The 25,258-nt window shown below is 71.0% G+C and carries 23 protein-coding genes; 7 read left to right on the top strand and 16 right to left on the bottom strand.

The window, feature by feature from the left end; all coding sequences use genetic code 11:
• Positions 1-214: 214 nt before the first annotated feature.
• From OG844_RS28150 to OG844_RS28130, 5 genes are all read right to left on the bottom strand, one after another.
• Entirely contained in the window at positions 215-1,279 is a 1,065-nt protein-coding gene (locus OG844_RS28150; protein WP_406394031.1) for an aspartate-semialdehyde dehydrogenase, read from the bottom strand.
• Entirely contained in the window at positions 1,276-2,547 is a 1,272-nt protein-coding gene (locus OG844_RS28145) for an aspartate kinase (protein ID WP_351173913.1), read from the bottom strand. The genes OG844_RS28150 and OG844_RS28145 overlap by 4 nt, the downstream gene beginning before the upstream one ends.
• Positions 2,548-2,746: 199 nt before the next feature.
• Entirely contained in the window at positions 2,747-3,406 is a 660-nt protein-coding gene (locus tag OG844_RS28140) for a DUF5063 domain-containing protein (RefSeq protein WP_406394029.1), read from the bottom strand.
• A 71-nt stretch (positions 3,407-3,477) separates the two neighbouring features.
• Complete coding sequence (recR, locus tag OG844_RS28135; protein WP_031090791.1) at positions 3,478-4,077, bottom strand: recombination mediator RecR; 600 nt, start codon at positions 4,075-4,077, stop codon at positions 3,478-3,480.
• A gap of 73 nt (positions 4,078-4,150) precedes the next feature.
• Positions 4,151-4,486, bottom strand: coding sequence for a YbaB/EbfC family nucleoid-associated protein (locus OG844_RS28130; RefSeq protein ID WP_277329769.1), 336 nt, complete (start codon positions 4,484-4,486; stop codon positions 4,151-4,153).
• Between the two features lie 369 nt (positions 4,487-4,855).
• On the opposite strand from OG844_RS28130, the gene OG844_RS28125 reads away from it, so the two are divergent.
• Entirely contained in the window at positions 4,856-5,641 is a 786-nt protein-coding gene (locus OG844_RS28125) for an SLATT domain-containing protein (RefSeq protein WP_406394027.1), read from the top strand.
• A 113-nt stretch (positions 5,642-5,754) separates the two neighbouring features.
• Here the strand turns inward: OG844_RS28125 and OG844_RS28120 are convergent, their stop codons facing one another.
• From OG844_RS28120 to OG844_RS28110, 3 genes are all read right to left on the bottom strand, one after another.
• Positions 5,755-6,405: a hypothetical protein gene (locus OG844_RS28120; protein WP_383186113.1), complete on the bottom strand. Its 651-nt coding sequence runs from the start codon at positions 6,403-6,405 to the stop codon at positions 5,755-5,757.
• Between the two features lie 78 nt (positions 6,406-6,483).
• Positions 6,484-7,197, bottom strand: a complete 714-nt coding sequence (locus OG844_RS28115; RefSeq protein WP_406394025.1) for a GntR family transcriptional regulator — start codon at positions 7,195-7,197, stop codon at positions 6,484-6,486.
• Between the two features lie 142 nt (positions 7,198-7,339).
• On the bottom strand, positions 7,340-8,713 hold the full coding sequence (locus OG844_RS28110; RefSeq protein ID WP_406394024.1) for an aspartate aminotransferase family protein: 1,374 nt from the start codon (positions 8,711-8,713) through the stop codon (positions 7,340-7,342).
• A gap of 259 nt (positions 8,714-8,972) precedes the next feature.
• Between OG844_RS28110 and OG844_RS28105 the strand changes: the two genes are divergently transcribed.
• The 3 genes from OG844_RS28105 (at position 8,973) to OG844_RS28095 (ending at position 12,050) form a co-directional block, all read left to right on the top strand.
• On the top strand, positions 8,973-9,584 hold the full coding sequence (locus OG844_RS28105) for a DJ-1/PfpI family protein (RefSeq protein ID WP_406394022.1): 612 nt from the start codon (positions 8,973-8,975) through the stop codon (positions 9,582-9,584).
• Complete coding sequence (locus tag OG844_RS28100; protein WP_406394020.1) at positions 9,581-10,051, top strand: MarR family winged helix-turn-helix transcriptional regulator; 471 nt, start codon at positions 9,581-9,583, stop codon at positions 10,049-10,051. The genes OG844_RS28105 and OG844_RS28100 overlap by 4 nt, the downstream gene beginning before the upstream one ends.
• An 88-nt stretch (positions 10,052-10,139) precedes the next feature.
• Positions 10,140-12,050 carry a protein kinase domain-containing protein gene (locus tag OG844_RS28095; RefSeq protein ID WP_406394018.1) on the top strand — a complete coding sequence of 637 codons (1,911 nt, stop codon included), beginning with the start codon at positions 10,140-10,142 and terminating at the stop codon, positions 12,048-12,050.
• Here OG844_RS28095 and OG844_RS28090 read toward each other — a convergent pair whose 3' ends face one another.
• Positions 12,051-13,565, bottom strand: coding sequence for a helix-turn-helix domain-containing protein (locus OG844_RS28090; RefSeq protein WP_406396282.1), 1,515 nt, complete (start codon positions 13,563-13,565; stop codon positions 12,051-12,053).
• 351 nt (positions 13,566-13,916) lie between these two features.
• On the opposite strand from OG844_RS28090, the gene dnaN reads away from it, so the two are divergent.
• Positions 13,917-15,026, top strand: a complete 1,110-nt coding sequence (gene dnaN / locus OG844_RS28085) for a DNA polymerase III subunit beta (RefSeq protein WP_406394015.1) — start codon at positions 13,917-13,919, stop codon at positions 15,024-15,026.
• Between the two features lie 13 nt (positions 15,027-15,039).
• Here dnaN and OG844_RS28080 read toward each other — a convergent pair whose 3' ends face one another.
• A complete protein-coding gene (locus tag OG844_RS28080; protein WP_406394014.1) occupies positions 15,040-15,552 on the bottom strand; it encodes a hypothetical protein in 513 nt (170 codons plus the stop codon).
• Between the two features lie 99 nt (positions 15,553-15,651).
• On the bottom strand, positions 15,652-16,539 hold the full coding sequence (locus OG844_RS28075) for a glycoside hydrolase family 19 protein (protein ID WP_351173878.1): 888 nt from the start codon (positions 16,537-16,539) through the stop codon (positions 15,652-15,654).
• Between the two features lie 267 nt (positions 16,540-16,806).
• Here OG844_RS28075 and OG844_RS28070 point away from each other — a divergent pair, with 267 nt between their 5' ends.
• Positions 16,807-18,333, top strand: a complete 1,527-nt coding sequence (locus OG844_RS28070) for a PstS family phosphate ABC transporter substrate-binding protein (RefSeq protein WP_406394012.1) — start codon at positions 16,807-16,809, stop codon at positions 18,331-18,333.
• A gap of 88 nt (positions 18,334-18,421) precedes the next feature.
• Here the strand turns inward: OG844_RS28070 and OG844_RS28065 are convergent, their stop codons facing one another.
• On the bottom strand, positions 18,422-19,705 hold the full coding sequence (locus OG844_RS28065; protein WP_351173872.1) for an adenylosuccinate synthase: 1,284 nt from the start codon (positions 19,703-19,705) through the stop codon (positions 18,422-18,424).
• Between the two features lie 186 nt (positions 19,706-19,891).
• Between OG844_RS28065 and OG844_RS28060 the strand changes: the two genes are divergently transcribed.
• Positions 19,892-20,749: a diacylglycerol kinase gene (locus OG844_RS28060; RefSeq protein ID WP_406394011.1), complete on the top strand. Its 858-nt coding sequence runs from the start codon at positions 19,892-19,894 to the stop codon at positions 20,747-20,749.
• Between the two features lie 276 nt (positions 20,750-21,025).
• On the opposite strand, the gene OG844_RS28055 is transcribed toward OG844_RS28060, so the two are convergent.
• From OG844_RS28055 to OG844_RS28040, 4 genes are all read right to left on the bottom strand, one after another.
• A complete protein-coding gene (locus OG844_RS28055) occupies positions 21,026-22,231 on the bottom strand; it encodes a cytochrome P450 (RefSeq protein WP_406394009.1) in 1,206 nt (401 codons plus the stop codon).
• A 10-nt stretch (positions 22,232-22,241) separates the two neighbouring features.
• Positions 22,242-22,910, bottom strand: a complete 669-nt coding sequence (locus tag OG844_RS28050; RefSeq protein WP_329209540.1) for a response regulator transcription factor — start codon at positions 22,908-22,910, stop codon at positions 22,242-22,244.
• The gene (locus OG844_RS28045; protein WP_406394008.1) at positions 22,907-24,223 is read right to left on the bottom strand and encodes a sensor histidine kinase; all 1,317 of its coding nucleotides are present in this window, start codon (positions 24,221-24,223) and stop codon (positions 22,907-22,909) included. The genes OG844_RS28050 and OG844_RS28045 overlap by 4 nt, the downstream gene beginning before the upstream one ends.
• 74 nt (positions 24,224-24,297) lie before the next feature.
• Positions 24,298-25,173: an alpha/beta hydrolase family protein gene (locus tag OG844_RS28040; protein ID WP_406394007.1), complete on the bottom strand. Its 876-nt coding sequence runs from the start codon at positions 25,171-25,173 to the stop codon at positions 24,298-24,300.
• Between the last annotated feature and the right edge of the window lie 85 nt (positions 25,174-25,258).

Here is a 25,258-nt window from a genome sequence, read left to right as displayed (position 1 = left end):
CTGTGCGACATGCCCTCATTCGTACCTGCTCTTCCCCAAATGCCCCGAAAACGCATCCAGCCACGCAAGAAGTGACGGCATAGACGCGCCGCATCCGGCTAGCGGTTGCAGGGGGCCAGGAGATCATCGTCGGATATGGCAATGCCCCAGCTCAAGAGGTTCAGACCAGCAAGTTGGTCACAGGGCGTACACAGATCCTACAAAACGGGTTCGCTCAGACCCGAGGGAATTCCTTGGCCACGGCTTCGGCGATCTGCGCCACGTTGAGAGCCGCACCTTTTCGGAGGTTGTCTCCGCAGAGGAACATCTCGACGGCCCGTGGATCGTCCATCGACTGCCGCACCCGCCCCACCCAGGTCGGGTCGGTGCCCACTACATCGGACGGCGTGGGAAAGTCGCCGGCCGCAGGACTGTCGAAGAGCACCACTCCGGGCGCGGTCGCCAGGATCTCGTGCGCCCGGTCCACCGCCACCTCGCTCTCGAAGCGCGCGTGGACGGACATGGAGTGCGTCGCGATGACGGGGACGTACACGCAGGTCGCCGTGACCTTCAGTTCCGGCAGGCCCAGGACCTTGCGGCACTCCCGGCGGATCGCGAGCTCCTCGGACGACCAGCCGCCCCCGGCGTCGGTGCCCGCCCACGGCACCACGTTCAGCGCGACAGGGGCCGCGAAGGGGCTCTTCTCCCCGTCGCCCAGCGCCCGGCGTACGTCGCCGGGACGGGTGCCCAGCTCCGTGCCGGCCACCAGCGACAGCTGCTCCCGGAGCGCGGCGACGCCGTCGCGGCCCGCGCCGCTCACCGCCTGGTAGGACGAGACGATCAGCTCCCGCAGCCCGAACTCGGCATGCAGCGCGCCGACCGCGACGATCAGCGACAGCGTCGTGCAGTTCGGGGACGCGACGATGCCGCGCGGCCTCAGCCGCGCGGCATGCGGGTTGATCTCGGGGACGACCACGGGCACGTCGTCGTCCAGACGGAACGCCGCCGAGTCGTCGATGACCACGGCACCCTTCGACGCGGCGATCGGGCCCCACTGCGCGGACACCTCGTCCGGCACGAGGAACAGGGCCACGTCCACCCCGTCGAACACGTCCTCGCGGAGCGCGAGGACCTCCGTCTCCTCGCCGCGTACGACCAGCTTGCGGCCGGCCGAACGCGGAGAGGCGATCAGCTTCACCTCGCCCCAGACATCCGCGTGCTCGGAGAGGATCTGGAGCATGACGCCACCGATCGCCCCGGTCGCGCCTACGACCGCGAGCGAAGGGCGGCGCTGCGTCATCGGCCGGTGCCCCCGTACACGACAGCCTCGTCGGAGTCGCTGTCGAGACCGAAGGCGGTGTGCACGGCGCGCACGGCCTCGTTGACGTCGTCGACCCGGGTGACCACCGAGATGCGGATCTCGGACGTCGAGATCAGCTCGATGTTCACGCCGACGTCGGACAGCGCCTCGAAGAACAGCGCGGTGACGCCCGGGTTGGTCTTCATACCGGCGCCGACCAGGGAGATCTTGGCGATCTGGTCGTCGTAGCGCAGCGACTCGAAGCCGATGCCCGCCCGGCTGCGCTCCAGGGCGTCGATGGCCTTGCGGCCCTCCGCCTTGGGCAGCGTGAAGGTGATGTCGGTCAGACCGGTCGACGCGGCGGAGACGTTCTGGACGACCATGTCCATGTTGATCTCGGCGTCCGCGATCGCACGGAAGATCGCCGCGGCCTCGCCGGGCTTGTCCGGCACGCCGACGACCGTGACCTTGGCCTCGGAGACGTCGTGGGCGACTCCGGAGATGATGGCGTGCTCCACCTGCTGGTCCCCTTGCGGCTCGTTGCTGACCCAGGTGCCGCGCAGTCCGGAGAAGGACGAGCGCACATGGATCGGGATGTTGTAACGGCGTGCGTACTCGACGCAGCGGTGCAGCAGCACCTTGGAGCCGGACGCGGCCAGCTCCAGCATGTCCTCGAAGGAGATCCAGTCGATCTTCTGGGCCTTCTTCACGACACGGGGGTCGGCGGTGAAGACACCGTCCACATCGGTGTAGATCTCACAGACCTCGGCGTCCAGCGCTGCGGCCAGCGCGACAGCGGTGGTGTCGGACCCGCCGCGGCCGAGGGTGGTGATGTTCTTGCCCTCCTGGCTCACGCCCTGGAACCCGGCGACGATGGCGATGTTGCCCTCGTCGATCGAGGTCCTGATGCGGCCCGGCGTGACATCGATGATGCGCGCTTTGTTGTGGACCGAGTCGGTGATGACGCCGGCCTGGCTGCCCGTGAACGACTGGGCCTCGTGGCCCAGGTTCTTGATCGCCATGGCCAGCAGGGCCATGGAGATCCGCTCTCCGGCGGTCAGCAGCATGTCGAACTCACGCCCGGCAGGCATCGGGGATACCTGCTCGGCGAGATCGATCAACTCGTCCGTCGTGTCGCCCATCGCGGACACCACGACAACCACCTGGTTGCCGTTCTTCTTGGCATCGACGACTCGCTTGGCGACGCGCTTGATGCCCTCGGCATCGGCTACGGAGGAGCCTCCGTACTTCTGCACGACAAGGCCCACGTGCGCTCCTCGCTCAATAATGTTGCGGTCGGCTCAGTTTAACGAGCAGTCCGGAATCGACCCGCTCTTACCAGATGGTGAGATGTCCCGCCCACCAGATGGTCCGGCGTGTCGCTCCGGACTGCTCGTATCCGTCTGCTGCCCACGTGCCCTGCCCGGCACGCCTGTTTGTGTCCCAGGCCACAGGAGTGGCCCGGCGTCACTTGACCGGCCGCAGCCCCAGTGGTCCCGCGATCTCCTCCGCCATCACACGGCCCGCCTCCTCGGCCAGGTCGTCCTCGCCCGGGTCCTGGTCCGTGTCCAGGCCGTCGAGCTCCTGGAGGGGCTGGTTCAGCCGGATGTGGGCGATCAGGGACTGGAGGGCGCGCAAGGTCGCCGACGCGGTGGAGCCCCAGTTGGAGAAGTACGAGAACTGCCACCACCACATGGCCTCGGCAGTACGGTCCGCCTCGTAGTGGGCCAGGCCGTGGCCGAGGTCCGTGACCAGGTCGGCCAGGTCGTCGGAGATGCGGTGCGGGACGGGCGACTTACGGGGCTCGTACGGGTCGAAGACCTCGGAGTAGATGTCGATCGGCTCCAGGAGGGCCGCGAAGCGCTCGCGCAGGCCGTCGGCGTCCGGTTCGGGGCCGAGATCCGGCTCGTAGCGCTCGTCCGGGAGGATGTCCTCGTACGCGCCGAGCCTGCCGCCCGCCAGCAGGAGCTGGGAGACCTGGAGGAGCAGGACGGGGACGGCCGCCTCCGGCTCCTCGGCCTTGGACACCTCGGTGACCGCGACGATGAACGTCTTGATCTGGTCCGCGATCTGGACGGCGAAGTCGTCCGGGTCCTGCGTGACGGAGTTCAGCGTGGCGTCAGACATCGAGGAGACCTCCCGTGGGCACGGTCGCGAACGGTGGGTAGAACATAGCGTCGCCGTACGTAAAACCGCCGTCAGACATCGAGCAGCCGCCTCCCCTCGAACGCGCGGCCGAGGGTGACCTCGTCCGCGTACTCCAGGTCGCCGCCCACCGGCAGGCCGCTGGCCAGCCGCGTCACCCGCAGGCCCATCGGCTTGACCATCCGCGCCAGGTACGTCGCGGTGGCCTCGCCCTCCAGGTTGGGGTCCGTCGCCAGGATCAGCTCCGTGATGGAGCCGTCCGCGAGCCGGGCCAGCAACTCCCGGATGCGCAGATCGTCGGGGCCGACACCCTCGATCGGGCTGATCGCGCCCCCGAGGACGTGATACCGGCCCCGGAACTCACGGGTCCGCTCGATCGCGACGACGTCCTTGGGCTCCTCGACCACGCAGATGACCGTGCGGTCGCGGCGCGCGTCCCGGCAGATCCCGCACTGCTCCTGCTGGGCGACGTTGCCGCAGATCTCGCAGAAGCGGACCTTGTCCTTGACCTCGAGGAGGGCATGGGCGAGACGGCGTACGTCGGTGGGCTCCGCCTGCAGGATGTGGAAGGCGATCCGCTGCGCGCTCTTGGGGCCGACGCCGGGCAGCCTGCCCAGTTCGTCGATGAGCTCCTGAACCACGCCTTCGTACAACGGAAAAGCCTTTCCCTATTCGTGCTCGTACCGTAGCCCGTACACCCGGGTAGCCCCAGGTCCCGCGTGGAGGTCAGAAGGGGAGACCGGGCATGCCGCCCAGGCCCTGCGCCAGCGGGCCCAGCTTCTGCTGCTGGAGCTGCTGGGCGTTCTCGTTCGCCGCCTGCACCGCGGCCACCACCAGGTCCGCGAGTGTCTCCGTGTCCTCCGGGTCCACCGCCTTGGGGTCGATCACCAGGGCGCGGAGCTCGCCGGACCCGGTCACGGTGGCCTTCACCAGACCGCCGCCCGCCTGCCCCTCGACCTCGGTCCTCGCCAGCTCCTCCTGGGCCTCCGCGAGATCCTGCTGCATCTTCTGGGCCTGCTGGAGCAGCTGCTGCATATTGGGCTGGCCACCACCGGGAATCACTGTCACTCCTGGCATTTCGACGACGAATTGTTTCGGTACGCCGAGCCTACGTGCTCCCCGGACGCAGCGCCCCACCCGTCGGGGACCAACTCTTTCGAGTGAGTTCCGGAAATGGCCTGCCGCACTCCTATACCTGACCAGAGGCCGTGTGCACGCGGGAATCCCGCGATTTCGACCCCATGCCCCACCATTCGGCGGTAGGAAGGGCATGCGTATCCGTACGCACACGCACATCACAGGTAACGCAGAGTTACACGAGCGGGGCCCCCGTCATATGCCGGAGTCCGCCCCGACCGTGTCCGGAACCGTGCCGATCCGCGTAGTCATGCGCCGATACGCGCCGAACGCAGAGTGCAGAGGAGTGCCCCGGTGAGTCAGCCGGAGATGCAGCCCGAGGGGCCGCACCGCAAGGAGTCCGGCGGATCCGGTGCAGATACCGGAACTGAGCCGTCCGGTTCGCGCTACGGTGCGGGTTCCCGGGACCTGACCGGCCGCGCCTTCCCCCTCGGCGACTGGGGCGAACCCGCGGAACGGCTCGACGAGCTCTACCGCTGGGTCGAGGCGGGCGCCCTGGACACCGCCGACTGGTACCTGCGTGACCGGATCCGCAAGCGCCGCGCCGCCAGGCTCCTGCGGTTCGGCACGACGGCCGGGGTGGTCGCGGGCGCCGCCCTCCCGCTGCTCGATCTGACCGGGGAGCTGACCGGGTCGGCCGGCTGGGGCTATCTGTCGCTGCTGCTGGGCGCCGCGTGCATGGCGTGCGACCGGTACTTCGGACTGACCTCGGGATGGATAAGGAACCTCGCGACGGCACAGGCCGTGCAGCGGCGCCTGCAGGTGCTCCAGTTCGACTGGGCCTCGGAGTGCGTACGGGAGATGCTCGGGCCCACCGAGGGAACGGCCAGTGAGGCCGCGGAGCGGTGCCTGGGCGTCCTGCGACGGTTCTCGGAGGACGTCACCGAGCTGGTGCGCATGGAGACGGCGGACTGGATGGTGGAGTTCCGGGCGGGTCCCGCGCCCATGGGGATGCAGTCGCTGGTCTCGGGCGGGGCGGGCCCGCGCCCTGAGCAGGGGGCACCGCATGGGCGCCTCACCATGCCCTCGGTGACCCGGCCGAACATGCCGCGCCAGCGACCGCCCGAGCCGCCCCGCTGAACCCTGCCCGCGCGGCGGCCGGACGACCATGGGGAGCCGCTCCACCGGACTTCCGGAGCGGCTCCGGGGGCCGGCGGAGCGGCTCACGGTCAGCCGGTCAGCCGGTCAGCCGGTCAGCTGAAGATGATCATCGAGCCCTGCGCGAGGCTGCGGGTCGCCGCCGCGTGCAGCCCCAGCCAGACGTGCCGCTCGCGCGCGAACGGACTCTCGTCGTACGGAATCGGGCCGGCCGGCTCCTCCAACGAGGTCGGACCGGCGGGCGGGAGCGGTGCGGCCGGCGGATTCGCCGGGTCGATGCCGATGGACGGGCCGACGAACTCCAGTTCCCTCAGCAGCCCGTGCGAGGAACCCAGCGGGCCACCGCCCTCCAGCAGCTGGTCGTCGGAGAGCGGAGCGGGGAAGTCGACCGGGACGTACGCCCCGGCGTGGTCGTAGTGCCAGACCAGGTGCGACTGCTGTGCGCTCTGCTCGAACATCTCCAGCAACTGCTCGTAGTCCCCGCCCAGTTCATCGACGGGGGTGACGGCGAGCCCGCTCAGCTGGAGCAGATACGCGCGCCGCAGGAAGTGGAGTGCGTCGTAGTCGAAGCCGGCGACCGGGGCGACGTCCCCCGTGAGGCCGGGCATGTAGGCGTAGACGGGAACGGGGGGAAGCCCCGCCTCGCTCAGCGCCTTGTCGTAGATGGCGATCTCTTCGGCGAACGGATTGTCGGGGCTGTGGCACAGCACATCGACGAGGGGAACCAGCCACAGGTCACAGGCCACGAAGTCTCGCTCTCCAACGGGTTCTTGCGATGGTCGGAACAGCGTAATGCGGCCGGAACCCCGCGCACAGTGCCCGGGTCAGCCCCGGCCCGGGTGCGGGGGATTGTCCGCGGCCAACCGGTCCGCCCACTTCAGCCCGTGCGCGTAGTAGCCGTCGAGGATCGCGCGCACCTCGTCGCCGTCCGCGGCGATGATCGCCTCCACCAGGGCCTGGTGGCCGTTCCACAACCAGTCCCGCACATCGGTGTCGCCCCGCAGGTACGGGACGGCGAAGACCCACGCCTGCACGCGCAGCCGGTGCAGGAAGTCGGTGATGTACGTGTTCCCGACGACCGTGCCCAGCTCCCGCCAGAACCGCAGGTCGTATCCGATGAGGATGTCGAGGTCGCCGTAGCGCGCCGCCCGTGCGGCCTCCTCGGCCCGGCGGCGTACGGAGACCAGGGCGTCACGGTGGGCGCCCAGGACCTCCGGCGCCGAGCCCGTACCGTCGAAGATCTTCCGGAACACGCCGTCTATGACGAGGGCGCGCGCCTCCACCATCGAGCGGTAGTCGGCGACGGTGAACTGGCGCACCCGGAAGCCCCGGTGCTGATCGGATTCGAGCAGCCCCTGCGCGGAGAGGTCGAAGAGCGCCTCGCGGACGGGCGTCGCTGACACTCCGTACTGCTCGGCGATCTGCTTGACGGTGAACTCCAGCCCCGGCTGGAGACGCCCCGCAAGCACCTCGTCACGCAGCGCGTCGGTGATCTGCTGCCGCAGCGTACTGCGGGTGACACCTCCGCTCGCACACATGGCGCCCCCTCCCGGTTCTCGACTCCGGTCACCTTAAGCCAGGTCCCGTGCCCGGATCCGGGCACGGGGGCGGCGTCCCGTTCGGTGTCTCCTACATGTGTGCTCGGCCGGTGGGGGCGTTCCCGACTGCGCGCGCACCTGGTCAGACGGTGTGCTCGTCGGCGACCGCGAGGGCCGCGTCCAGGGCGGCGAGGCCTTCCTTCGCCTCGGCCTCGGTGACGTTGCAGGCAGGGACCGCGTGGGTGCGGTTCATGTTGATGAAGGGCCACAGGCCGTTCTTCTTGCAGGCCGCGCCGAAAGCGGCCATGGGGGCGTTGGCCTCGCCGGTCGCGTTGTACGGAACCAGCGGTTCGCGTGTCTCCTTGTTGCGGACCAGTTCCAGCGCCCAGAAGGCGCCGAGACCGCGGACGTCGCCGACCGACGGGTGGCGTTCGGCGAGCTCGCGCAGACCGGGGCCGAGGACGTGCTCACCGAGGTGTGCGGCGTTCTCGATGACCTTCTCGTCCTCCATGACCTTGATCGTCGCGACGGCCGCCGCACAGGCCAGGGGGTGACCGGAGTAGGTGAGTCCGCCGGGGTAGGGCCGCGTCTCGAAGGTGGCGGCGATCTCGGCGCTGATCGCGACGCCACCGAGCGGTACGTATCCGGAGTTGACGCCCTTCGCGAACGTCATCAGGTCCGGCACGACGTCGTAGTGGTCGGCTGCGAACCACCTGCCGGTGCGCCCGAAGCCGGCCATCACCTCGTCGAGGACGAAGACGATCCCGTACCGGTCGCAGATCTCACGGACGCCCGCGAGGTAGCCGGGCGGCGGCGTCATGATGCCCGCCGTGCCGGGGATGGTCTCCAGGATGACCGCGGCGACGGTCGCCGGACCCTCGAAGGCGAGGGTGTCCTCCAGGTGCTGCAGCGCGCGGGCGCACTCCTCCGCCTCGGTCTGCGCGTAGAAGGGCGAGCGGTAGAGGAACGGCGCCCAGAAGCGGACGACACCCGCCGAGCCGTTGTCGGACGCCCAGCGGCGCGGATCGCCGGTCAGGTTGATCGCGGTGGAGGTGGCGCCGTGGTACGAGCGGTAGGCGGAGAGCACCTTCGTACGGCCGGTGTGCAGCCGGGCCATGCGGACGGCGTTCTCGACGGCCTCGGCGCCGCCGTTGGTGAAGAAGATCTTGTCCAGGTCGCCGGGGGTGCGCTCGGCGATGAGGCGTGCAGCCTCGGAGCGCGACTCGACGGCGAACGCGGGGGCGAAGGTGGTGAGCTTGGCCGCCTGCTCCTGGATCGCGGCGACGACGACGGGGTGCTGGTAGCCGATGTTGGTGAAGACGAGGCCGCTGGTGAAGTCCAGGTAGCGGTTTCCGTCGTAGTCCCAGAAGTACGCCCCCTCGGCGCCGGCGACGGCGAGCGGGTCGATCAGGCCCTGGGCGGACCAGGAATGGAAGACGTGCGCGCGGTCGGCGGCCTTCACGGCCGCACCGGCGGCGGAGTCGACGTACGGGGCGCGAGAGGCATGAGGGGTCATACGGCGAGGGTAGGTCGGCGCAGGGGCGGTGCTCCATGGCCACTGTGTATGGCGTGGAGCGCCCGGCTCGGCAGGATGTCGGGTCCTCACCCGAACCTCGGGGCGGACTCCGAACCGGGACTCCGAACCAGGACTCCGAAACCGGCCCTCGAGACCGGAACCGAGACCCCACTCCCAACAATTGACAACATGCTGTCGTCATGACAGTCTTCTGTCATAAGAGTTCCACGAGGGTCCACATCCCCTTTCGGAGGTCACCATGACCAGCACGACCGTCCACCTCGCCGTCTACGACACGCTCGCCGACTGGGAGCCGGGCTTCGCCACGGCCCACCTCACCCAGAACGGCCACACCGTGCGCACCGTCGGAGCCACCACCGACCCGGTCACCACCATGGGCGGCATGCGCGTCCTGCCCGACCTCGCGCTCGACGACCTGCGCCCCGAGGACAGCACCCTGCTCATCCTCGGCGGCGCCGCCCTCTGGGACACCGGCGACAGCCTCGCCCCCTTCGCGCGCACGGCCCGCGCCTTCCTGGACGCGGGGGTTCCCGTTGCGGCGATCTGCGGGGCGACGGCGGGGCTGGCCCGCGAGGGTCTGCTCGACGACCGGGCCCACACGGGTGCCGTCTCCTTCTACCTGGCGGCGACCGGGTACGCGGGCGGCCCGCACTACATCGACGCCGACGCGGTGACGGATGCCGGCGGTGCCTCGCACGGCGCGCTCGTCACGGCAGGGCCGACCGAGCCCGTGGCCTTCGCCCGCGAGATCTTCGGACTGCTCGGGGTGTACGAGCCGAAGAAGCTGGACGCCTGGTACCGGCTGTTCCACGACTCCGACGCGAGCGCGTACGAGGTGCTCCAGGGATGAGCAGCGAGAACCAGGACCGGTTCAGCCGGACGGCCATCGGGGTGTTCAGGCTCAACGGGCAGTTCCTGTCCGTGGCGGAGGAGCTGGCGAAGCCGTCCGGACTCACAGCGGCATGGTGGCAGGTCCTCGGTGCGGTCCTCGGCGAGCCGCTCCCCGTGTCGGGGATCGCCCGGTCGATGGGGATCACCCGGCAGAGCGTGCAGCGGATCGCGGATCTGCTGGTGGCCAGGGGCCTCGCGGAGTACGTGCCGAATCCGGCCCACCGGCGGGCCAAGCTCGTCCGGCCCACCGAGGAGGGGCGCGCGGCGGTGAGCCGGATCGGCCCCGCTCACGCGGAGTTCGCCGGACGGCTGGCCGCGGAGTTGGGCGAGGAGGAGTTCGCGCAGACCGTACGGGTGCTGGAGCGGCTGTCGGAGGCGCTGGCTGCGGTGGACTCCGGGTCGGCGACACCCCTGCCGGAGGGCTGAGGCCGGAACGGGAACTGGGCAAGGGGATGGGGGGCGCAGCTATCCTCAAGCACGGTCTGCCATGACCGACCGGGGGAGGAAGCGCACCATGGAGAAGCTGGGCTCCGGCGATCCGCAACGCATCGGCGCCTACCGGCTGCTGGGACGCCTCGGCGCCGGCGGCATGGGGCAGGTGTACCTGGCGCGCTCCGAGCGGGGCCGTACCGTCGCCATCAAGCTGGTCCGGCCCGACCTCGCCGAGGTGCAGCAGTTCCGCGACCGCTTCCGGCAGGAGGTGCTGGCCGGCCGCCGCGTCGGCGGCGCCTGGACCGCGCCGGTGCTCGACGCCGACATCGACGCGCCGGTGCCGTGGGTCGCCACCGGTTATGTCGCCGGCCCGTCGCTCCAGCGCACCGTCTCCGGCGTGCCGGGCGCCCCGGTGGCCGCGTCGGGGGCGTACGGTCCGCTCCCCGCGCGTACCGTCCGCATCCTGGGCGCCGGGCTCGCGAGCGCTCTCCAGGACATCCACCGAGCCGGGCTGATCCACCGCGACCTGAAGCCCTCCAACGTCCTGATGACGATCGACGGTCCGCGGGTCATCGACTTCGGCATCGCCCGTGCGCTGGACACCGTCGCCGACGGCGGCCTGACCCGCACGGGCGCGCTGATCGGCTCCCCGGGCTTCATGGCGCCCGAACAGGTGCGGGGCGAGCGCGTGACCGCGGCGTGCGACGTGTTCTGCCTCGGCTCCGTGCTCGCTTACGCGTCCACCGGCAGGCTTCCGTTCGGCGGAGCGGACAGCGGGGTCCACGCCTTGATGTTCCGGATCGCGCAGGATGCCCCGGACCTCACCGGAGTCCCCGCGGACCTGGTCGAACTCATCCAGGACTGCCTGGCCAAGGACCCGGCGGCGCGGCCCTCCACCGACAGCGTCCTGGAGCGCCTGGGCGGTCCCGAGACCGGGGAACCGTGGCTGCCCGGCGCCCTGATCGCCCAACTCGGCAGGCACGCGGTGGAGCTGCTCGATTCCGAGGACCCGGAAGAGGGCCCCGCACCGTCCCACTCAGGCCCGGTGCCTCCGGTACCCCCGGCCACCCCGCCCACACCCCAGCTGCCGCCCGGCCAGGTACAGCCGCCTCGGCCGGCACCCGGTCGGACACCGCAACTGCCGCCCGCCCAGGTGCAGGCACCCCGACTGCCACCCGGTCAGGCATTCCAGGCGCCGCCCAACCACCCCGTGCACACGCAGCCCACCATGGTCGGCCCGCCCGGACCACCGCAGCCGCAGACGCCCCTGCCCCCGGCCTACGGCTACCCGCAGCAGGCCGCCCCGGGGTACGGCCATCCGCAGCAGGCCGCCCAGGGGTACGGACCCACCCCCACGTACGGCGCGACTCCCCCGTACGGCCCGCCCCACTTCCTCGCGCCCCCTCCCGCCCCCGAACCGGAGCGCCGCCGCTCCGCGGGTTCGACCGTGCTGCTGGTCGCGGTCGCCCTGCTCGTCGCGGTCGGAGTGGGCTGGTCGGTGTTCGCGTTCATGAAGGACGACGGCGGGCACACCTCAAGCTCCCCGGACCCCGAGCCCACCTCGTCCCGGTCCGCCTCCCCGTCGCCCTCGGCGCCGTCCCCCAGCCCCTCGGCGGACGAGAAGAGCGGCGAGGGCGCCGTCCCCACCGGCTACCTGGGCACCTGGTCGGGCACCATCGACAGCGCTTCGGGACAGTCCACCCGCCAACTCGTCATCCAGCAGGGCGAGGTGGGCGACACCGTGCTGTCCCTCACCGCCGAGGGTCCGCTCGACACCGGAGGCTCGTACCACTGCGTCTTCCAGGCGCCCCTCCGGAGCGAGCCCTCCTCAGGCTCCCCGGTCAGCATCGGTCCGTCCACGGTCACGGTCGGCGAACCGATGGCGTCGTGCACCCCGGGCAAGCCCACTGTCCTGACCCTGCTGCCCGACGGCACCCTGCGCCGCGAGATCACGGACACCGGCGAGAGCCTCACGTACACGAGGACGGGCTGATCACGGGCCGGACCCGGGACCTGTCCGGTCCGGCTCACCCGCCGTCAGGTCCGCGGCCCTGAACGCCAGCCACAGGTCGTAGCGCGCGCTCGGGGTCTGGAGCAGCGAGCGGCCGATCACGGATTCGAGCCGGGTCAGGCGCTTGCGTGCCCCAGGTACGGAGATGCCCAACTCCGCTGCGGTGTGGCCCAGTTGGGCCTCGCACCGCAGCCAGGTGCGCAGGGTCTCCTCGGCCGTGGGGCCGGCCGGGTCGAGGAGGCGCAGCTGCTGGGACGCCCAGTCCTGGATGCCGGGGCCGCGCAGGATCTCTTCGAGGTTCCCGGCCGCCCCGTCAGGACGCGCACCCGGGCGGCCGGGCCGGACGATCGCGGGGGTCGCCCTGATGCTGAGCGCCAGAGCGAGGGCCGCCTGGTCCGCGACCCGGTTCAGGTCCAGGCCGAGCAGCTCGCCGATCAGCTTGAGCCGGGCGGCGAGGGTGTTGCGGTGGATCTTCAGGTGCTGGGTGGCGTGCGAGGAGAACGCCAGCCAGGAAGCGAGGGTCGCCGCCAGTTCCTGGCTCCCGGGGTCCTGCGAGCGGCGCGGCAGATAGGCGAGCAGCGGCGCGAGCAGCGCGTCGGCCCACTGTGCTCCCGCGCTGCCCACGACCAGGGCGGGTTCCGGGGAGGAGCCGAACCGGGCGTGCCGGCCGGGGAGTCCGCGGGCCACGGCCAGGGCGTGGAAGGCCTGCCGGTACCCCGTCGCCGTGTCGGACAGCTGCACTTCCTCGCTGACGCCCACGACGCAGTCACCCACCAGCTCCGCGACCGTCCGGTCCAGTGCGGCACCGTCCCTCGGCGTCCCGCCCTCCGGTGCCGCGTCCGTTTCCGGGACCGCCGGCATGACGAGGATCAGATGACGTGCGTACACGGGGCACCGGACGATCCACGTCCTGCCGCCGGAGCCGTCGGCGCAGACGCGCGCCACCTCGTCGCGCTGTCCCTCCGAACACTCGACGACACAGACCCGCACGGGATCGGGGAGCTTCGGCCGCAGCGCCCCTGCCACCTGGTGGGCGATGGACAGCTGCCCGGTCATGAGCAGGTGCAGGACCGCCTCGCGGCCCCGGGACTCCGCGAGGTCGACCCGGCGCCGCCTGCGTTCGAGGGTCTGTGCCGCCCAGGCCAGTGTCAGGGGCATCAGCGCGTCGGCGAGCAGCACGGACAGCCCGGCGGGCAGCGGCCGGGGGGCGGCGACGGCGAGAACCGGGGCGCGGTACTCCGGCTGTCCGTCGAGGGGGAGCACCAGCACGGTGTACCGGTCCGCGTCGAGCGAATAGGCGCGCGCATCGCGGGACTTCAGCTCCTGGGCGGCCTCGGCGGCGAGGGCGGCGGCCTCCTGGCCGGGTTGCCCGGGGGTCCCGGCCGCGGCCTGGAGCACCGTGCCGTCACCGTCGAGCAGTCCGGCCCAGCCCTCGGCGCGGTGCGCCAGCCAGCGCAGCAGTTCCGCCGATCCGCCTGTCCGGGCGAGCCTGTACATCCGCAGGACGTCGTCGGCCCGTTCCCACCCGCGCACACATCCCCCGCTCGTACCCGAAAACCGGAGTGCAGAGTACCGGTTCGGCTGTGCGGTCTGATACCCCCGCGAGACCCTCACCGTGCGAATTGAAGCTCTCGTCCAACTGCCCCGCCCGCATAGAGTCCGAGAGGTGTTCCGGGACGTCCGGGGGACGTCGGGGGACGTCATGGCGTCCCGGATCCGGGGGACGCCGGCAGGCGTGGCGGCAGCGGCCCACGGGGGTGGTCGCTGTCGTCGTCCACCGGTGATTGTCAGTGGCGGCGCCTACCGTGTTTCTCGACCGTGTCGTACACCGGACGAGAGGCCCCTGCCATGGAGTTCAGCATCGAGCGCGGCGCACTGGCCGATGCCGTGACCTGGGCGGCCCGGGTGCTGCCGACGCGGTCACCCGTGCCCGTTCTGGGCGGCCTGCTTCTCGAAGTGTCCGACGGCCGGCTGAGCGTCTGCGGGCTGGACTTCGAGGCCTCCGCACGCATCGAGGTGGAGGCTCGGACCGTTCGGACCGGGAAGGTGCTGGTCATGGGCCGGCGGCTGCTCGACATCTGCAAGGTGCTCCCCGACGGACCCGTGGAGTGCGCGGTGGAGGGCTCACGGTTCACGGTGACCGGGGACGGCGCGCGGTTCGGGCTCTCGCTGCTGCCGCTCGACGACTATCCCGCGCTGCCGCCGCTGCCCGAGGTCCGCGGCGCGGTGGACGCCGCCGCGTTCGCCGCGGCCGTCGCCCAGGTGACGGTGGCCGCGGGGCGGGACGACACCCTGCCGACGCTCACCGGGATCCGGCTCGGGCTCGACGGCTCCACGATGACCCTGGCGGCCACTGACCGGTACCGCTTCGCGGTGCGCACCCTGCCCTGGAAGGCGACGGCGCCCGATGTCGCCGCCGATGTCGTGGTGTCGGCCCGCCGACTGACCGAGATCGCCCGGTCGATGGGCCGGTCGGGCCTGGTCAGCGTTGCCGTGGACACGGGTTCGATCGGCTTCGAGCACGCCGGGATGCGTACGACGGTGCGCCTGCTGGACGGCCGGCTGCCGCGCCACGACAAGCTGTTCGCGCTGGCGGACCCCGCGACGGCGGTGACGGACCGCGTCCGGCTGGTGGAGGCGGTGAAGCGCGTCTCCGTCGTGGCGGACGGCGGCAGCCCGCTGCAGATGACCTTCTCGGCACCGCACGGTTCGGTGCTGCTGCAGGCGGGTTACGAGGACGACGTGGCTTCTCAGCGGCTGCCTGCCACGCTGGAGGGCGCCGAGGAGATGACGGTCGCCTTCAATCCCGCGTACCTCCTGGACGCCCTGTCCTCCTTGGAGGAGCCGACGGTCCGGTTGAACCTGATGGGGCCCGGCCAGCGCGCGTTGGTCACGGGCTGCGAGGGCACCCTGCATCACCAGCACCTGCTGATGTCCGTGAAGCCGGCGCTGCTCTGACTCCGCCCGCCCCTTACGCGGGCAGTGTCGCGGTCTCGCCCACGGCGGCGAGCAGCCAGACGGGGAACTCGGGGTCGGCCTGCCCCACGGTCAGGCCCAGCCACCGCCCGCGAAGGCGCTCACCGTCCTGCCCGCCCTCCGGCTCCCCCGGCACAAGGCGCCAGACCTGCATGCTGCCCGCCAGGTTGCAGAGCTGTCCCATCGGCTCCGGGGCCGGACCGCCCAGGTCCAGGTACGGCCACAGGTCAACGGTCTCCGGCTCGCCCCACCGCTCCGTCAACGCGGTGGCGACAGCACTGAATTCGGCTTCGATCTCCTGCTCGGCCGGTTCGACGAGCTCAGGGGAACGGTCGTCCCAGAAGTCCTGGCTCGCCCGCAGGATCAGAAGGTGGTGCCCGGGGCCGCTGCTGCGTACGCCGCTGTCCTCGCTCTCCTCCCCCGCGGGGAAGGGCAGGGCGAGGACGCTGTCGATCAGGGCGAGCCGGGCCCCGGTGCTCGCGGGCGGTGTGCTGCTGTCCGTTGTCATGGTGCGTGATCCTGCCAACCGCGCGCCCCGGAAACCGAATCGGGGGGCGTACCCGGCCGTGGCCGGGCACGCCCCCCGTCCGGGTGGGGGCAACGGACGTCAGCAGCTCAGGTTGCCGCCGGGGGTCGTGCCGAGGATCTGGACGAACGCCTGGTACTTGTTGATGCGGCTCTGGACCTGGGCGGGGTTGCCGCCGTTGCACTCGATGCTGCCGTTGATCGAGCGGATCGTCTCGCCGAATCCGCGGCCGTTGACGATGGCGTTGTGGGGCGTCATCGTGCCGGGGCCGCTCTGGGTGTTCCAGTACCAGAGACCGGTCTTCCAGGCGATGGAGGCGTTCTGCTCCACCTGCCACGGGTTGCCGAGCAGGTCGATGCCGAGCGCGTCACCGGCTGCCTTGTAGTTGAAGTTCCAGCTGAGCTGGATCGGGCCGCGGCCGTAGTAGGCGGCCTGACCCGCGGGGCAGCCGTAGGACTGGCTGGTGTCGCAGTAGTGGGGGTAGTTCGCCGTGTTCTGCTCCACGATGTGGACCAGTCCGCCGGTCTCGTGGCTGACGTTGGCGAGGAACGCCGCCGCCTCCTGCTTCTTCACGGTGTCGCTGCCGGTGTTGGCGAAGCCCGGGTAGGCGCTCAGCGCCGCCGTCAGGCCGCTGTAGGTGTAGAAGGAGTTCCGGCCCGGGAACATCTGGTTGAACTGGGCCTCGCTGACGACGAATCCGGAGGGGTTCGGACCGCCCGGGTCCGTACCGCCGCCGCAGCTGCCCTGGTCGGCCCAGACGTCGACGGTGCCGGGCCTCTCGTTCTGGGTCCACCACTTCGCCAGCCAGTTGCGCCCGTTGTACGAGGCCGTTCCGCCGCCCCAGTAGACGGACGAGGAGTTCCAGGCCGGGGCGCACGTAGCAGCCGAGGCAGTGGCGGCGGGGAGAAAGACGAGGGCCGCGACGACCGCGCACAACGCGGTCAGCAGGCTCATGACACGTTTGATCACGTGATCACTCCTTCGGCGCGGCGCGGCGATGAGCGTGCGCCGCCATGGGGGTGACCGACACTCAACCGCCGATGGTCTGGACCTGTCAAGGTCTAGACCAGGATTGGCCCCAGCACGAACAGCCCGGCCAACCGCCCCGGAATTCACGCAGGTTGAACACGAGGCGAACTTCATCGGAAGGAATCCGGCCACCCGCCCACCGCCCTGGCCGGGACCGTACGGTGACGCGAACCGGCACACCGCACCCACGAGGGAGCGCAGGCAACCATGGCGTGGTTCGACCCCGAGAACGTCATCGCCGTCCTCACCGCCGCGATGGGCGTGGCGACCTCCGCGGGCGTGCTCTGGTACGAACGCCGCGTACCGCGCCGCAAACGCATCGGCTACCGCGTCCAGATGGACACCCCGATAGGCAGCGGTGTCAGCCAGGGCCGGGCCAACGTACGGCTCGGGCTCTTCAGCGAGACCCCGGACATGGCCGACGCCACCCTCGTACTGCTCCGCGTCGAGAACGACGGCTCGCAGTCGATCGCCGACGACGACTACACCGGGCGCGGCGAACAGCTCCACGGCCTCACGGCGGAGTTCACCGGCCGTACCGTCCGCGGCGTCGCCGTGACGCACTCCCCGGGTGCCGACCACCTCATGGACCACTTCACACCGGCTGCCGGGCTGCGGCACACCGGGTCCCTCATCCGGCTGCCGCGCGTCCCGCTCAACCGCAACGAGCACTTCAAGCTCCTGGTCCTGCTCACCGGCTCGCACGTGGGCAGCCCGATCAGGGTCACCGGCGGCATCCGGGACGGCGAGGTGACCCCGAACCAGGCACTCCGGCCGGACGAGAAGCCCCCCGTCTTCAGCCGCTCCGCACGGATCATCACGGTGGCCCTGACGGTCTGCGTCGTCACGCTCGCCTCGATCATCCTCGTACGGAACGCCCCGCCGCCGCCGATCGAGTGCGCCCCGGGCCGTCTGACGGTCACCGGCTCCACGGCGTTCGGTCCGGTCCTGGAGGCGGTGGAGGAGCAGCTCGAGTCGAAGTGCGAGGGCGTCCGCATCGAGGTGAAGGCGCGCGGCAGCGCCGAGGGCCTGCGCAGGCTCGCCGGCGAGGCGAAGTCCCGGCCCGGTGACACGGTCGTCGCCTTCTCCGACGGCGTGAAGCCCGCCGCGTACACGGAGCTCAGCGAGACCCCCGTCGGCGTCTCGCTCTTCCACCTCGTCGTCAACGATCACGTCCGGGTCCGGAACCTGAGCCTCGACACCGTCCGGAGGATCTACCGCGGCGAGATCACCAACTGGAACGAGGCGGGCGGGCCCGACCTGACGATCAAGCTGATCAGCCGGGACGCCGACTCCGGCACGCGCGAGGTGTTCGGGCGCCGGGTGCTGGGGGGCAGCGAACCCACCTTCTCCTCCCGCGACTGCACCACCAAGGACGACCCGTCGGTCCCCTACGTCCGCTGCGAGCTCAACGGCACCCAGGAGGTCCTGGACCAGGTCGCCTCGGTCGAGGGCGCGATCGGCTACAGCGAACTGCGCAAGGGCGAGGACCTGAAGGGGCTGCACCAGCTGGCCATCGACGGCACCACCCCGTCCATCGACGACATCGACGCCTCCACGTACCCGTTCCGCGAGATCGAGTACGCCTACACCTACGGCCGCCCGCCCGCCGGCTCGCCCGCCGCCGGCTTCCTCGACTATCTGAGCCGCGGCGGCGGCCAGGGGATCATGCTCAACCACGGCCACCTGCCGTGCGCCATGCCCAAGGGGATGCAGGTGTGCGCCGCGGGCTGAACCCTCCGCACCCGGGCGGGAACGCGTGACGGCGGCCGCTCCTGCCGAGGCAGGGACGGCCGCCGTCACGGCGACTCCTGGACGACTCCTACAGGAAGGAGTTGATCTCGATCGTCTCGGTGCGGCCGGGGCCGACACCGATCGCGGAGATCGGAGCGCCGGACATCTCCTCCAGCGCCTTCACGTAGTCCCGCGCGTTCTTCGGCAGGTCGTCGAAGGTCTTGGCCTTCGTGATGTCCTCGGACCAGCCCGGCAGCATCTCGTAGATCGGCTTCGCGTGGTGGAAGTCGCTCTGGTTGTACGGGAGCTCCTCGACGCGCTTGCCGTCGATCTCGTACGCCACGCACACCGGGATCTGCTCCCAGCCGGTCAGCACGTCCAGCTTGGTGAGGAAGAAGTCCGTGAGGCCGTTGACCCGGGTCGCGTACCGCGCGATCGGGGCGTCGAACCAGCCGCAGCGGCGGTCACGGCCGGTGGTGACACCGCGTTCGCCGCCGATACGACGCAGTGCCTCGCCGTCCTCGTCGAGAAGTTCGGTCGGGAAGGGTCCGGCACCGACGCGCGTGGTGTACGCCTTGAGGATGCCGATGACCCGGCTGATCTTCGTCGGGCCCACGCCGGAACCGGTGCAGGCACCGCCCGCCGTCGGGTTCGACGAGGTGACGAAGGGATACGTGCCGTGGTCGACGTCCAGCAGAGTGCCCTGGCCGCCCTCGAACAGGACGACCTTGCCCTCGTCGATGGCGTTGTTCAGGATGAGCGTCGTGTCGGCGACGTACGGCTTGATCTGCTCCGCGTAGGTGAGCAGCTCCTCCACGATCTTGCCGGATTCGATCGCGCGCCGGTTGTAGAGCTTGGCGAGGATCTGGTTCTTGAAGTCGAGAGCGGCTTCGACCTTCTGGACGAGGATCGACTCGTCGTAGAGGTCCTGGACCCGGATGCCGACGCGGTTGATCTTGTCCGCGTACGTGGGTCCGATTCCGCGACCGGTGGTACCGATCTTGCGGGAGCCGAGGAAGCGTTCCGTCACCTTGTCGACCGTGGTGTGATACGAGGTGATCAAATGAGCATTGCCGCTGATCAGAAGCTTGGACGTGTCGACGCCTCGCTCGTTCAGACCGCTCAGCTCGGAGAGCAGGACCGCCGGGTCGATCACGACACCGTTACCGATCACCGGCGTACAGCTCGGCGACAGGATTCCGGAGGGGAGGAGATGCAGTGCGTACTTCTGGTCGCCGACGACGACCGTGTGGCCGGCATTGTTGCCACCTTGGTAGCGCACCACATAGTCCACGGATCCACCGAGGAGGTCGGTGGCCTTCCCCTTGCCCTCGTCACCCCACTGAGCACCGAGCAGCACAAGTGCGGGCACAGGCGTACACCCCTTCCGGGCGGGGCATGTCCAAGGTCAGGGGGCGTACGTAAAGGTCGTACCTGCCGCACGACGATGTGCGGCAAAGCCTGAGCCGTCGAACCGGGTGCCCCGGAATAGACGAAGCCCCTGGCGCAATAGCGCAAGGGGCTCTTGCACCAAGATGCTACCCGAGGAAGGACCGAGGTGTCGGCTGCAGAGCCCCCCGGCGACGGCGACCACCAGCTACTGGTACTCATCGACCCCCTTGCCCGCCGGTTCGACGGCGAGTCCGTGCGTATCGCGAAGGACGTGCTGAGCGCGGGTTCGCACGCCAAGATGTGCCTCCCGGACAGTCCGGAGGAGTTCGCCCGGGCCCTGTCCCGGCGGGGCGGACGGCGGCCCGTGGTCGTCGGTGACGACCACGCGCTGCTGCGCGCCGTGGCCCAGCTCCACCGGGAACGGGAGCTGGCCGAAAGTGCGCTCTCCCTGATCCCCATCGGCGCGCCGCACACGCTGGAACTCGCCCATGCGCTGGGCGTGCCCCGGGGCGCCGTGGCCGCTGCCCGCGCGGCGCTCGAGGGGGCAGCCCGTCGGCTGGACCTCCTGGTCGACGACAGCGACGGCGTCGTGCTGGGCGATCTGCGCATCCCCGCGCTGAGCCCGGCGCCGGGCCCCGAGGCGCCCCACACGGGTGTCACGGCGGTCTGGGACACCTGCCGGAGCCTGATGGCGGCCCTGGTCCGCCCGGCCCCGCCCTCGTCCCCACCGCGCGCTCACCGGCTGCGCGTGGAGGCGGACGGGGTCCTGCTGAACGATCTGGACCGGCCGGTCGAGGGCGTGTCGGTGACCACGCAGGGCGACGGGGGCCTCGCGGACGTGGTGATCCACACGACGTCCGGGGAGACGGTCACGGTGGAGGCCAAGGCGGTCACGGTCTCCGGCCCGGACTTCCGCTACCGCGCGGACGTACAGGTCGCGGGCCCGGTCCGGACCCGGACGTGGACGGTGCGGGCGGGGGCGTGGGGGCTGATACTTCCGCCGGCGACGGATCCGGGCAGGTGACGTGACAGGCGCAGGGGCTGCCGGACACCGGTCCGGTGGCCCCGCCGGTCCGGTGGCCCCGCCGGTCCGACGGCGCGCTGACCCGCGCGTGGGTGTGCGCCGACCGCCCGGGGCCGTTCCCCGGGGTCAGTTCCCGCCCGACGCCCCGCGGCTCCCTCGCCACCGGTCCATCACACCGACCAGCTCCGCCCCCAGGTGTGTCCTCGCCCAGGGAGCGCGCCCCTTCCCTGAGAGTCCACGTAGCGGGACGAGGGCCCGGCTCTCCGGGCCCCCTCCTCAGATCTCCACCAAAAGCTCCCGCAGCCCCCGGATCACGTACCCCGGCTTCCACTCCGGTTCCTCCGACAGCCGCATACCGGGCGCCCTGCGCAGCAACTCACCGAACGAAGCCGCCAGTTCCAGGCGGGCCAGCGGTGCACCCAGGCAGTAGTGGATGCCCGCCCCGAACGCGATGTGCGGGTTGTCCTCCCGGGACAGGTCCAGCGTCCCGGCCTCGGCGAAGCGTTCCGGATCCCTGTTCGCCGAGCCGAACAGCAGCGCGACCTGCGAGCCGCGCGGGATGACGGTGCCGTCGATCTCGATGTCGTCCAGGACCCAGCGCGCGAACATGGGCACCGGGGTGTCGTACCTCAGGAGTTCCTCCACCGCGGTCGGCAGCAGACTGTGGTCGCCGCGCAGGGAGGCCAGCTTCTCCGGGTGCTGGAAGAGCGTCCACCAGCCGTTCGCGGTGGCGTTGACCGTCGCCTCGTGGCCCGCGTTGAGCAGCAGCACGCAGGTGGAGATGATCTCCTGCTCGGTCAGCCGCTCCTCCTCGTCGTGGGCGGCGATGAGCGCGGTGATCAGGTCCGTACCGGGGTCCCCGCGCCGCTCGTCGATCAGCCCGCGCAGATACGCGGAGAACTCGACCGACGCCTGAACGGCGGCCCGTGCCCTGTCCTCCGGCGGGTTCAGCTCGAACATCCCGCAGATCGCCGCCGACCAGGGGCGCAGCAGCCCCCGGTCGGACTCCGGGATGCCGAGCATCTCGGCGATGACCGCCACGGGCAGCGGCTCGGCGACCGCGGTGAGCAGATCGCCGCCGCCCGCCGCGGTGAACTCCTCGACGAGCCCGGCGGCCATCCGCTCCACCACGGGGGCGAGCATCTCGACCGTGCGGGGCGTGAAGGCCTTGGCGACCAGCCGTCTGATCCGGGTGTGGTCGGGGGCCTCCAGATCGAGGATCCCCTGCCCGTTGAGCGTGTGGAAGGGCTCGTGGGCGGCGGGCGGGGCGTCGAGGCCGAACTCGTCGTGGGTGAAGCGGTGCAGATACGTCCGGCCGAGGCGCCGGTCGCGCAGCAGTCCCGACACATCGGAGTAGTGCGGGATCAGCCACTGCCGGGTCGGCTCGAAGTAGTGCGCCCGGCCGGTGGCGCGCAGCGCGGCGTAGGCGGGGTACGGATCGGCGACGAACGCCGGCGACCAGGGGTCGAAGGACACATGCATGAGCCCGACGCTATCCGGGTGTGACCAGCCTCGCCTCGTACGCGAACACGGCCGCCTGGGTCCTGTCCCTGAGCCCCAGCTTCACCAGGATGCGGCTCACATGCGTCTTGATCGTGGACTCGGCGACCACCAGGTGCGAGGCGATCTCCAGATTCGACAGCCCCTGGGCGATCAGCACGAGCACCTCCGTCTCGCGCTCGGTGAGGTCGCCGATCCTGGCCATGGCGGGCGGCCGGGGTGCTTCGGCCAGCTTCGAGAACTCCTTGATGAGCCGCCTGGTCACGGTCGGCGCGAGCAGTGCCTCGCCCGACGCCACCACCCGTACCCCGTCGGCGAGCTGGCGGGCGGAGGCGTCCTTGAGCAGGAATCCCGAGGCCCCTGCGCGCAGCGCCTGGTACACGTACTCGTCCAGGTCGAACGTGGTCAGGACGAGCACCTTGGCGTCCGCGTCGGCGGCGACGATCTCGCGGGTGGCCTCGATGCCGTTGAGCTCCGGCATCCGGATGTCCATCAGCACCACGTCGGGGCGCAGGGCCGCGACCTGCGACACGGCCTGCCGGCCGTCGACGGCCTCGCCGACGACCTCGATGCCGGGCATCGCGTTGAGCAGCACGGAGAAGCCCTCGCGGACCATCATCTGGTCGTCGACGATCAGCACCCGGATGGTGGAGTCGTTCACGCGTCCCCACCCTCCCCGGCAGCTGTCCGCCCGGCCGCCACCGGCAGGAACACGGCGACCTCGTAGCCGCCGTCCCCCGTGGCCTCGGCCGTCATCTCGCCGTTCAGCATCGCGACCCGCTCCCGCATCCCCGTGATCCCGTGCCCGGCCCCGGGCGACGGCTTGACCAGCCCCGTCGCAGGCCCGTTGACGACCCGCAGCCCGAGCCCGCCGAGCACGTACCCGATCTCCACCTTGGCCGTGGCGCCGGGAGCGTGGCGGAGGGTGTTGCTCAGGGCCTCCTGGATGATCCGGTACGCCGACAGTTCGACGCCCGGCGGAAGCTCGCGCACCGCGCCGGTGACCGTCTTCTCCGTCTCCAGGCCCGCTTCCCGCACATTGGCCAGCAGCCGGTCGGTCTCGGCCAGGGTGGGCTGAGGGGCGTCCGGCGCCTCGTAGTCGTCGGCCCGTACGACACCGAGGACGCGGCGCAGCTCGGTGAGCGCGGCGACCGCGTTCTCCCGGATCGTGACGAAGGCCTGCTCCAGCTCGGGCGGCGGGTTCTCCACACGGTAGGGGGCGGCCTCGGCCTGGATCGCGACGACGGACATGTGGTGGGCGACGACGTCGTGCAGCTCACGGGCGATGGTGGTGCGCTCCTCCAGGAGCGTGCGCCGGTCGCGCTCGACGGCGGTGACGGTGCGCTGCACGGTCACCTCTCGCTCGGCGTCACGGCGTACCTGCACCACGGTGACGAGGAGCAGGGCGAAGGCGGAGGCGACGGCCATGGGCCCGGTGGTGGGCGAGTAACCGCTTCCGAAGTTCTCCAGAAAGGACCCGGCGACCAGGGTGATCAGCCACATCCACGCGGCCGTACGCGGCCGGGTCCTCGCCGCGACGACGATCAGCACACCCAGGTGGCAGGCGAAGGCGTTCGGCCCCCACGGCCAGTCCCCGTGGCCGACGACGGCCACCAGCGGGGTGGTCGCGAGCGACACCCAGAACGCGAGAACGGGGCGGACCAGCGTCATCATCAGGGCTGCGGAGGGCACCACACCGGCGATGAGCGTCGCCATCCCGAACACCGAGTAGGTGTTCGCCTCGAACACTCCGGCCAGCAGCGAGATCAGCGCGACCACGCCGACCACCGCGTGCGGCGTCCAGACCGCCCGCTTCCGGATCGCCCTGGGCAGCCTCTTGATCACCGGGCCGCCGGTGCCCAGCGGGTCCAGCGGACGGTAGTCGAAAACGTCGTGGAAGAGGTCCTGCCGCAGGCCGTCTATCGCCCCTGCGGCCAGCCGGAGCTCGGGGCTTCTGGTCTTCGTCTCGGTCACGCTCACCAAGGTAGGCGCCACCGCGGCCGGGGTCGTCAGCAGTGATGCGGATCCTGGGCCGTCCGTCGCAAGTACTACCAGGCCAGCTGGGCGATCTCCTCCGCCACCACCGCGCACGCGTCGGCCGACGGGTCGATCAGCGGAAAGTGCCCGACCGCGTCCAGCAGCGTCAGCCCGACCATCTCCCCCGCCTTCGCCGCCGCGTCCACGAACGCCTCCGTGACCGCCTGCGGCACGGTGAGGTCGTCGACGCCCTGGACGACGGCGGTCGCGATCCCGGTCGGGAGCAGCTCGGCCGGATCGACGTGCAACCCGCGCTCCTCGAAGTCCACTTCTTTACCGAGGAGTTGGCGCACAGCACCGGAGCAGACGTCCAGCTCGACGGCGCTCGTGAAGTCACCGATCGGCGCCAGCGCGACCACTCCGCGCAGGGGCGGCGGCGCGGGCAGCCGCCACGGCGAACCGAGCGGAAGCACGTGCCGGGCGGCGGCCCACAGGGCCAGCTGTCCGCCCGCCGAGTGCCCGGTGACCACGGTCCGCCGTATGTCGGCCTGCGGCAGCTCCCGGGCGGCGAGCACCGGCAGGGCGTCCATCGCTGCGGCCACGTCGTCGAACGTCTCGGGCCAGCGCCCCGCGACCGGACCCGCCCCCGCCTGCTGCGGGATCTCGCTGCCGCGCCGGTACTCGACGCTGGCGACGGCGAACCCGCGCCGGGCCAGGAAGTCCGCGAACGGCGACACATGATGCCGGTCGTACGGGGCGCGCCAGGCCCCTCCGTGCAGGACGACCACGAGCGGAGCCCCGGTCCGGCCGTCGCGCGGAGCGAAGAAGTCGATCACCTGGTCGGGATGGCTGCCATAGGCCGCGGACCGATCGGGGGCGACCACCGGATGCGCGAACGCCGACTCGGTCTCGGCGGCGTCACGATCACGCGCGGCAGAATCCGACATGCTGCTCCAACCGTCCTACGCATATGCCCAACTGGACTGACCTGCGGGGACGGTATCAGTACGGCGGGCCGCCGGCGGACCGGCA

The organism is Streptomyces sp. NBC_00887 (assembly GCF_045207585.1).
The sequence above is the reverse complement of the archived record's forward strand: the minus strand, read 5'-3'. Positions and strand labels throughout refer to the sequence as shown.

Coding starts and splice junctions, on each gene's coding strand:
- OG844_RS28150 (WP_406394031.1), bottom strand. CDS start 1,279: ATGACGCAGCGCCGCCCTTCGCTCGCGGTCGTAGGCGCGACCGGGGCG.
- OG844_RS28040 (WP_406394007.1), bottom strand. CDS start 25,173: ATGTCGGATTCTGCCGCGCGTGATCGTGACGCCGCCGAGACCGAGTCG.
- OG844_RS28115 (WP_406394025.1), bottom strand. CDS start 7,197: ATGTGTGCGAGCGGAGGTGTCACCCGCAGTACGCTGCGGCAGCAGATC.
- OG844_RS28105 (WP_406394022.1), top strand. CDS start 8,973: ATGACCAGCACGACCGTCCACCTCGCCGTCTACGACACGCTCGCCGAC.
- OG844_RS28110 (WP_406394024.1), bottom strand. CDS start 8,713: ATGACCCCTCATGCCTCTCGCGCCCCGTACGTCGACTCCGCCGCCGGT.
- OG844_RS28140 (WP_406394029.1), bottom strand. CDS start 3,406: ATGTCTGACGCCACGCTGAACTCCGTCACGCAGGACCCGGACGACTTC.
- OG844_RS28055 (WP_406394009.1), bottom strand. CDS start 22,231: ATGCATGTGTCCTTCGACCCCTGGTCGCCGGCGTTCGTCGCCGATCCG.
- OG844_RS28070 (WP_406394012.1), top strand. CDS start 16,807: ATGGCGTGGTTCGACCCCGAGAACGTCATCGCCGTCCTCACCGCCGCG.
- OG844_RS28090 (WP_406396282.1), bottom strand. CDS start 13,565: ATGTACAGGCTCGCCCGGACAGGCGGATCGGCGGAACTGCTGCGCTGG.
- OG844_RS28095 (WP_406394018.1), top strand. CDS start 10,140: ATGGAGAAGCTGGGCTCCGGCGATCCGCAACGCATCGGCGCCTACCGG.
- dnaN (WP_406394015.1), top strand. CDS start 13,917: ATGGAGTTCAGCATCGAGCGCGGCGCACTGGCCGATGCCGTGACCTGG.
- OG844_RS28080 (WP_406394014.1), bottom strand. CDS start 15,552: ATGACAACGGACAGCAGCACACCGCCCGCGAGCACCGGGGCCCGGCTC.
- OG844_RS28100 (WP_406394020.1), top strand. CDS start 9,581: ATGAGCAGCGAGAACCAGGACCGGTTCAGCCGGACGGCCATCGGGGTG.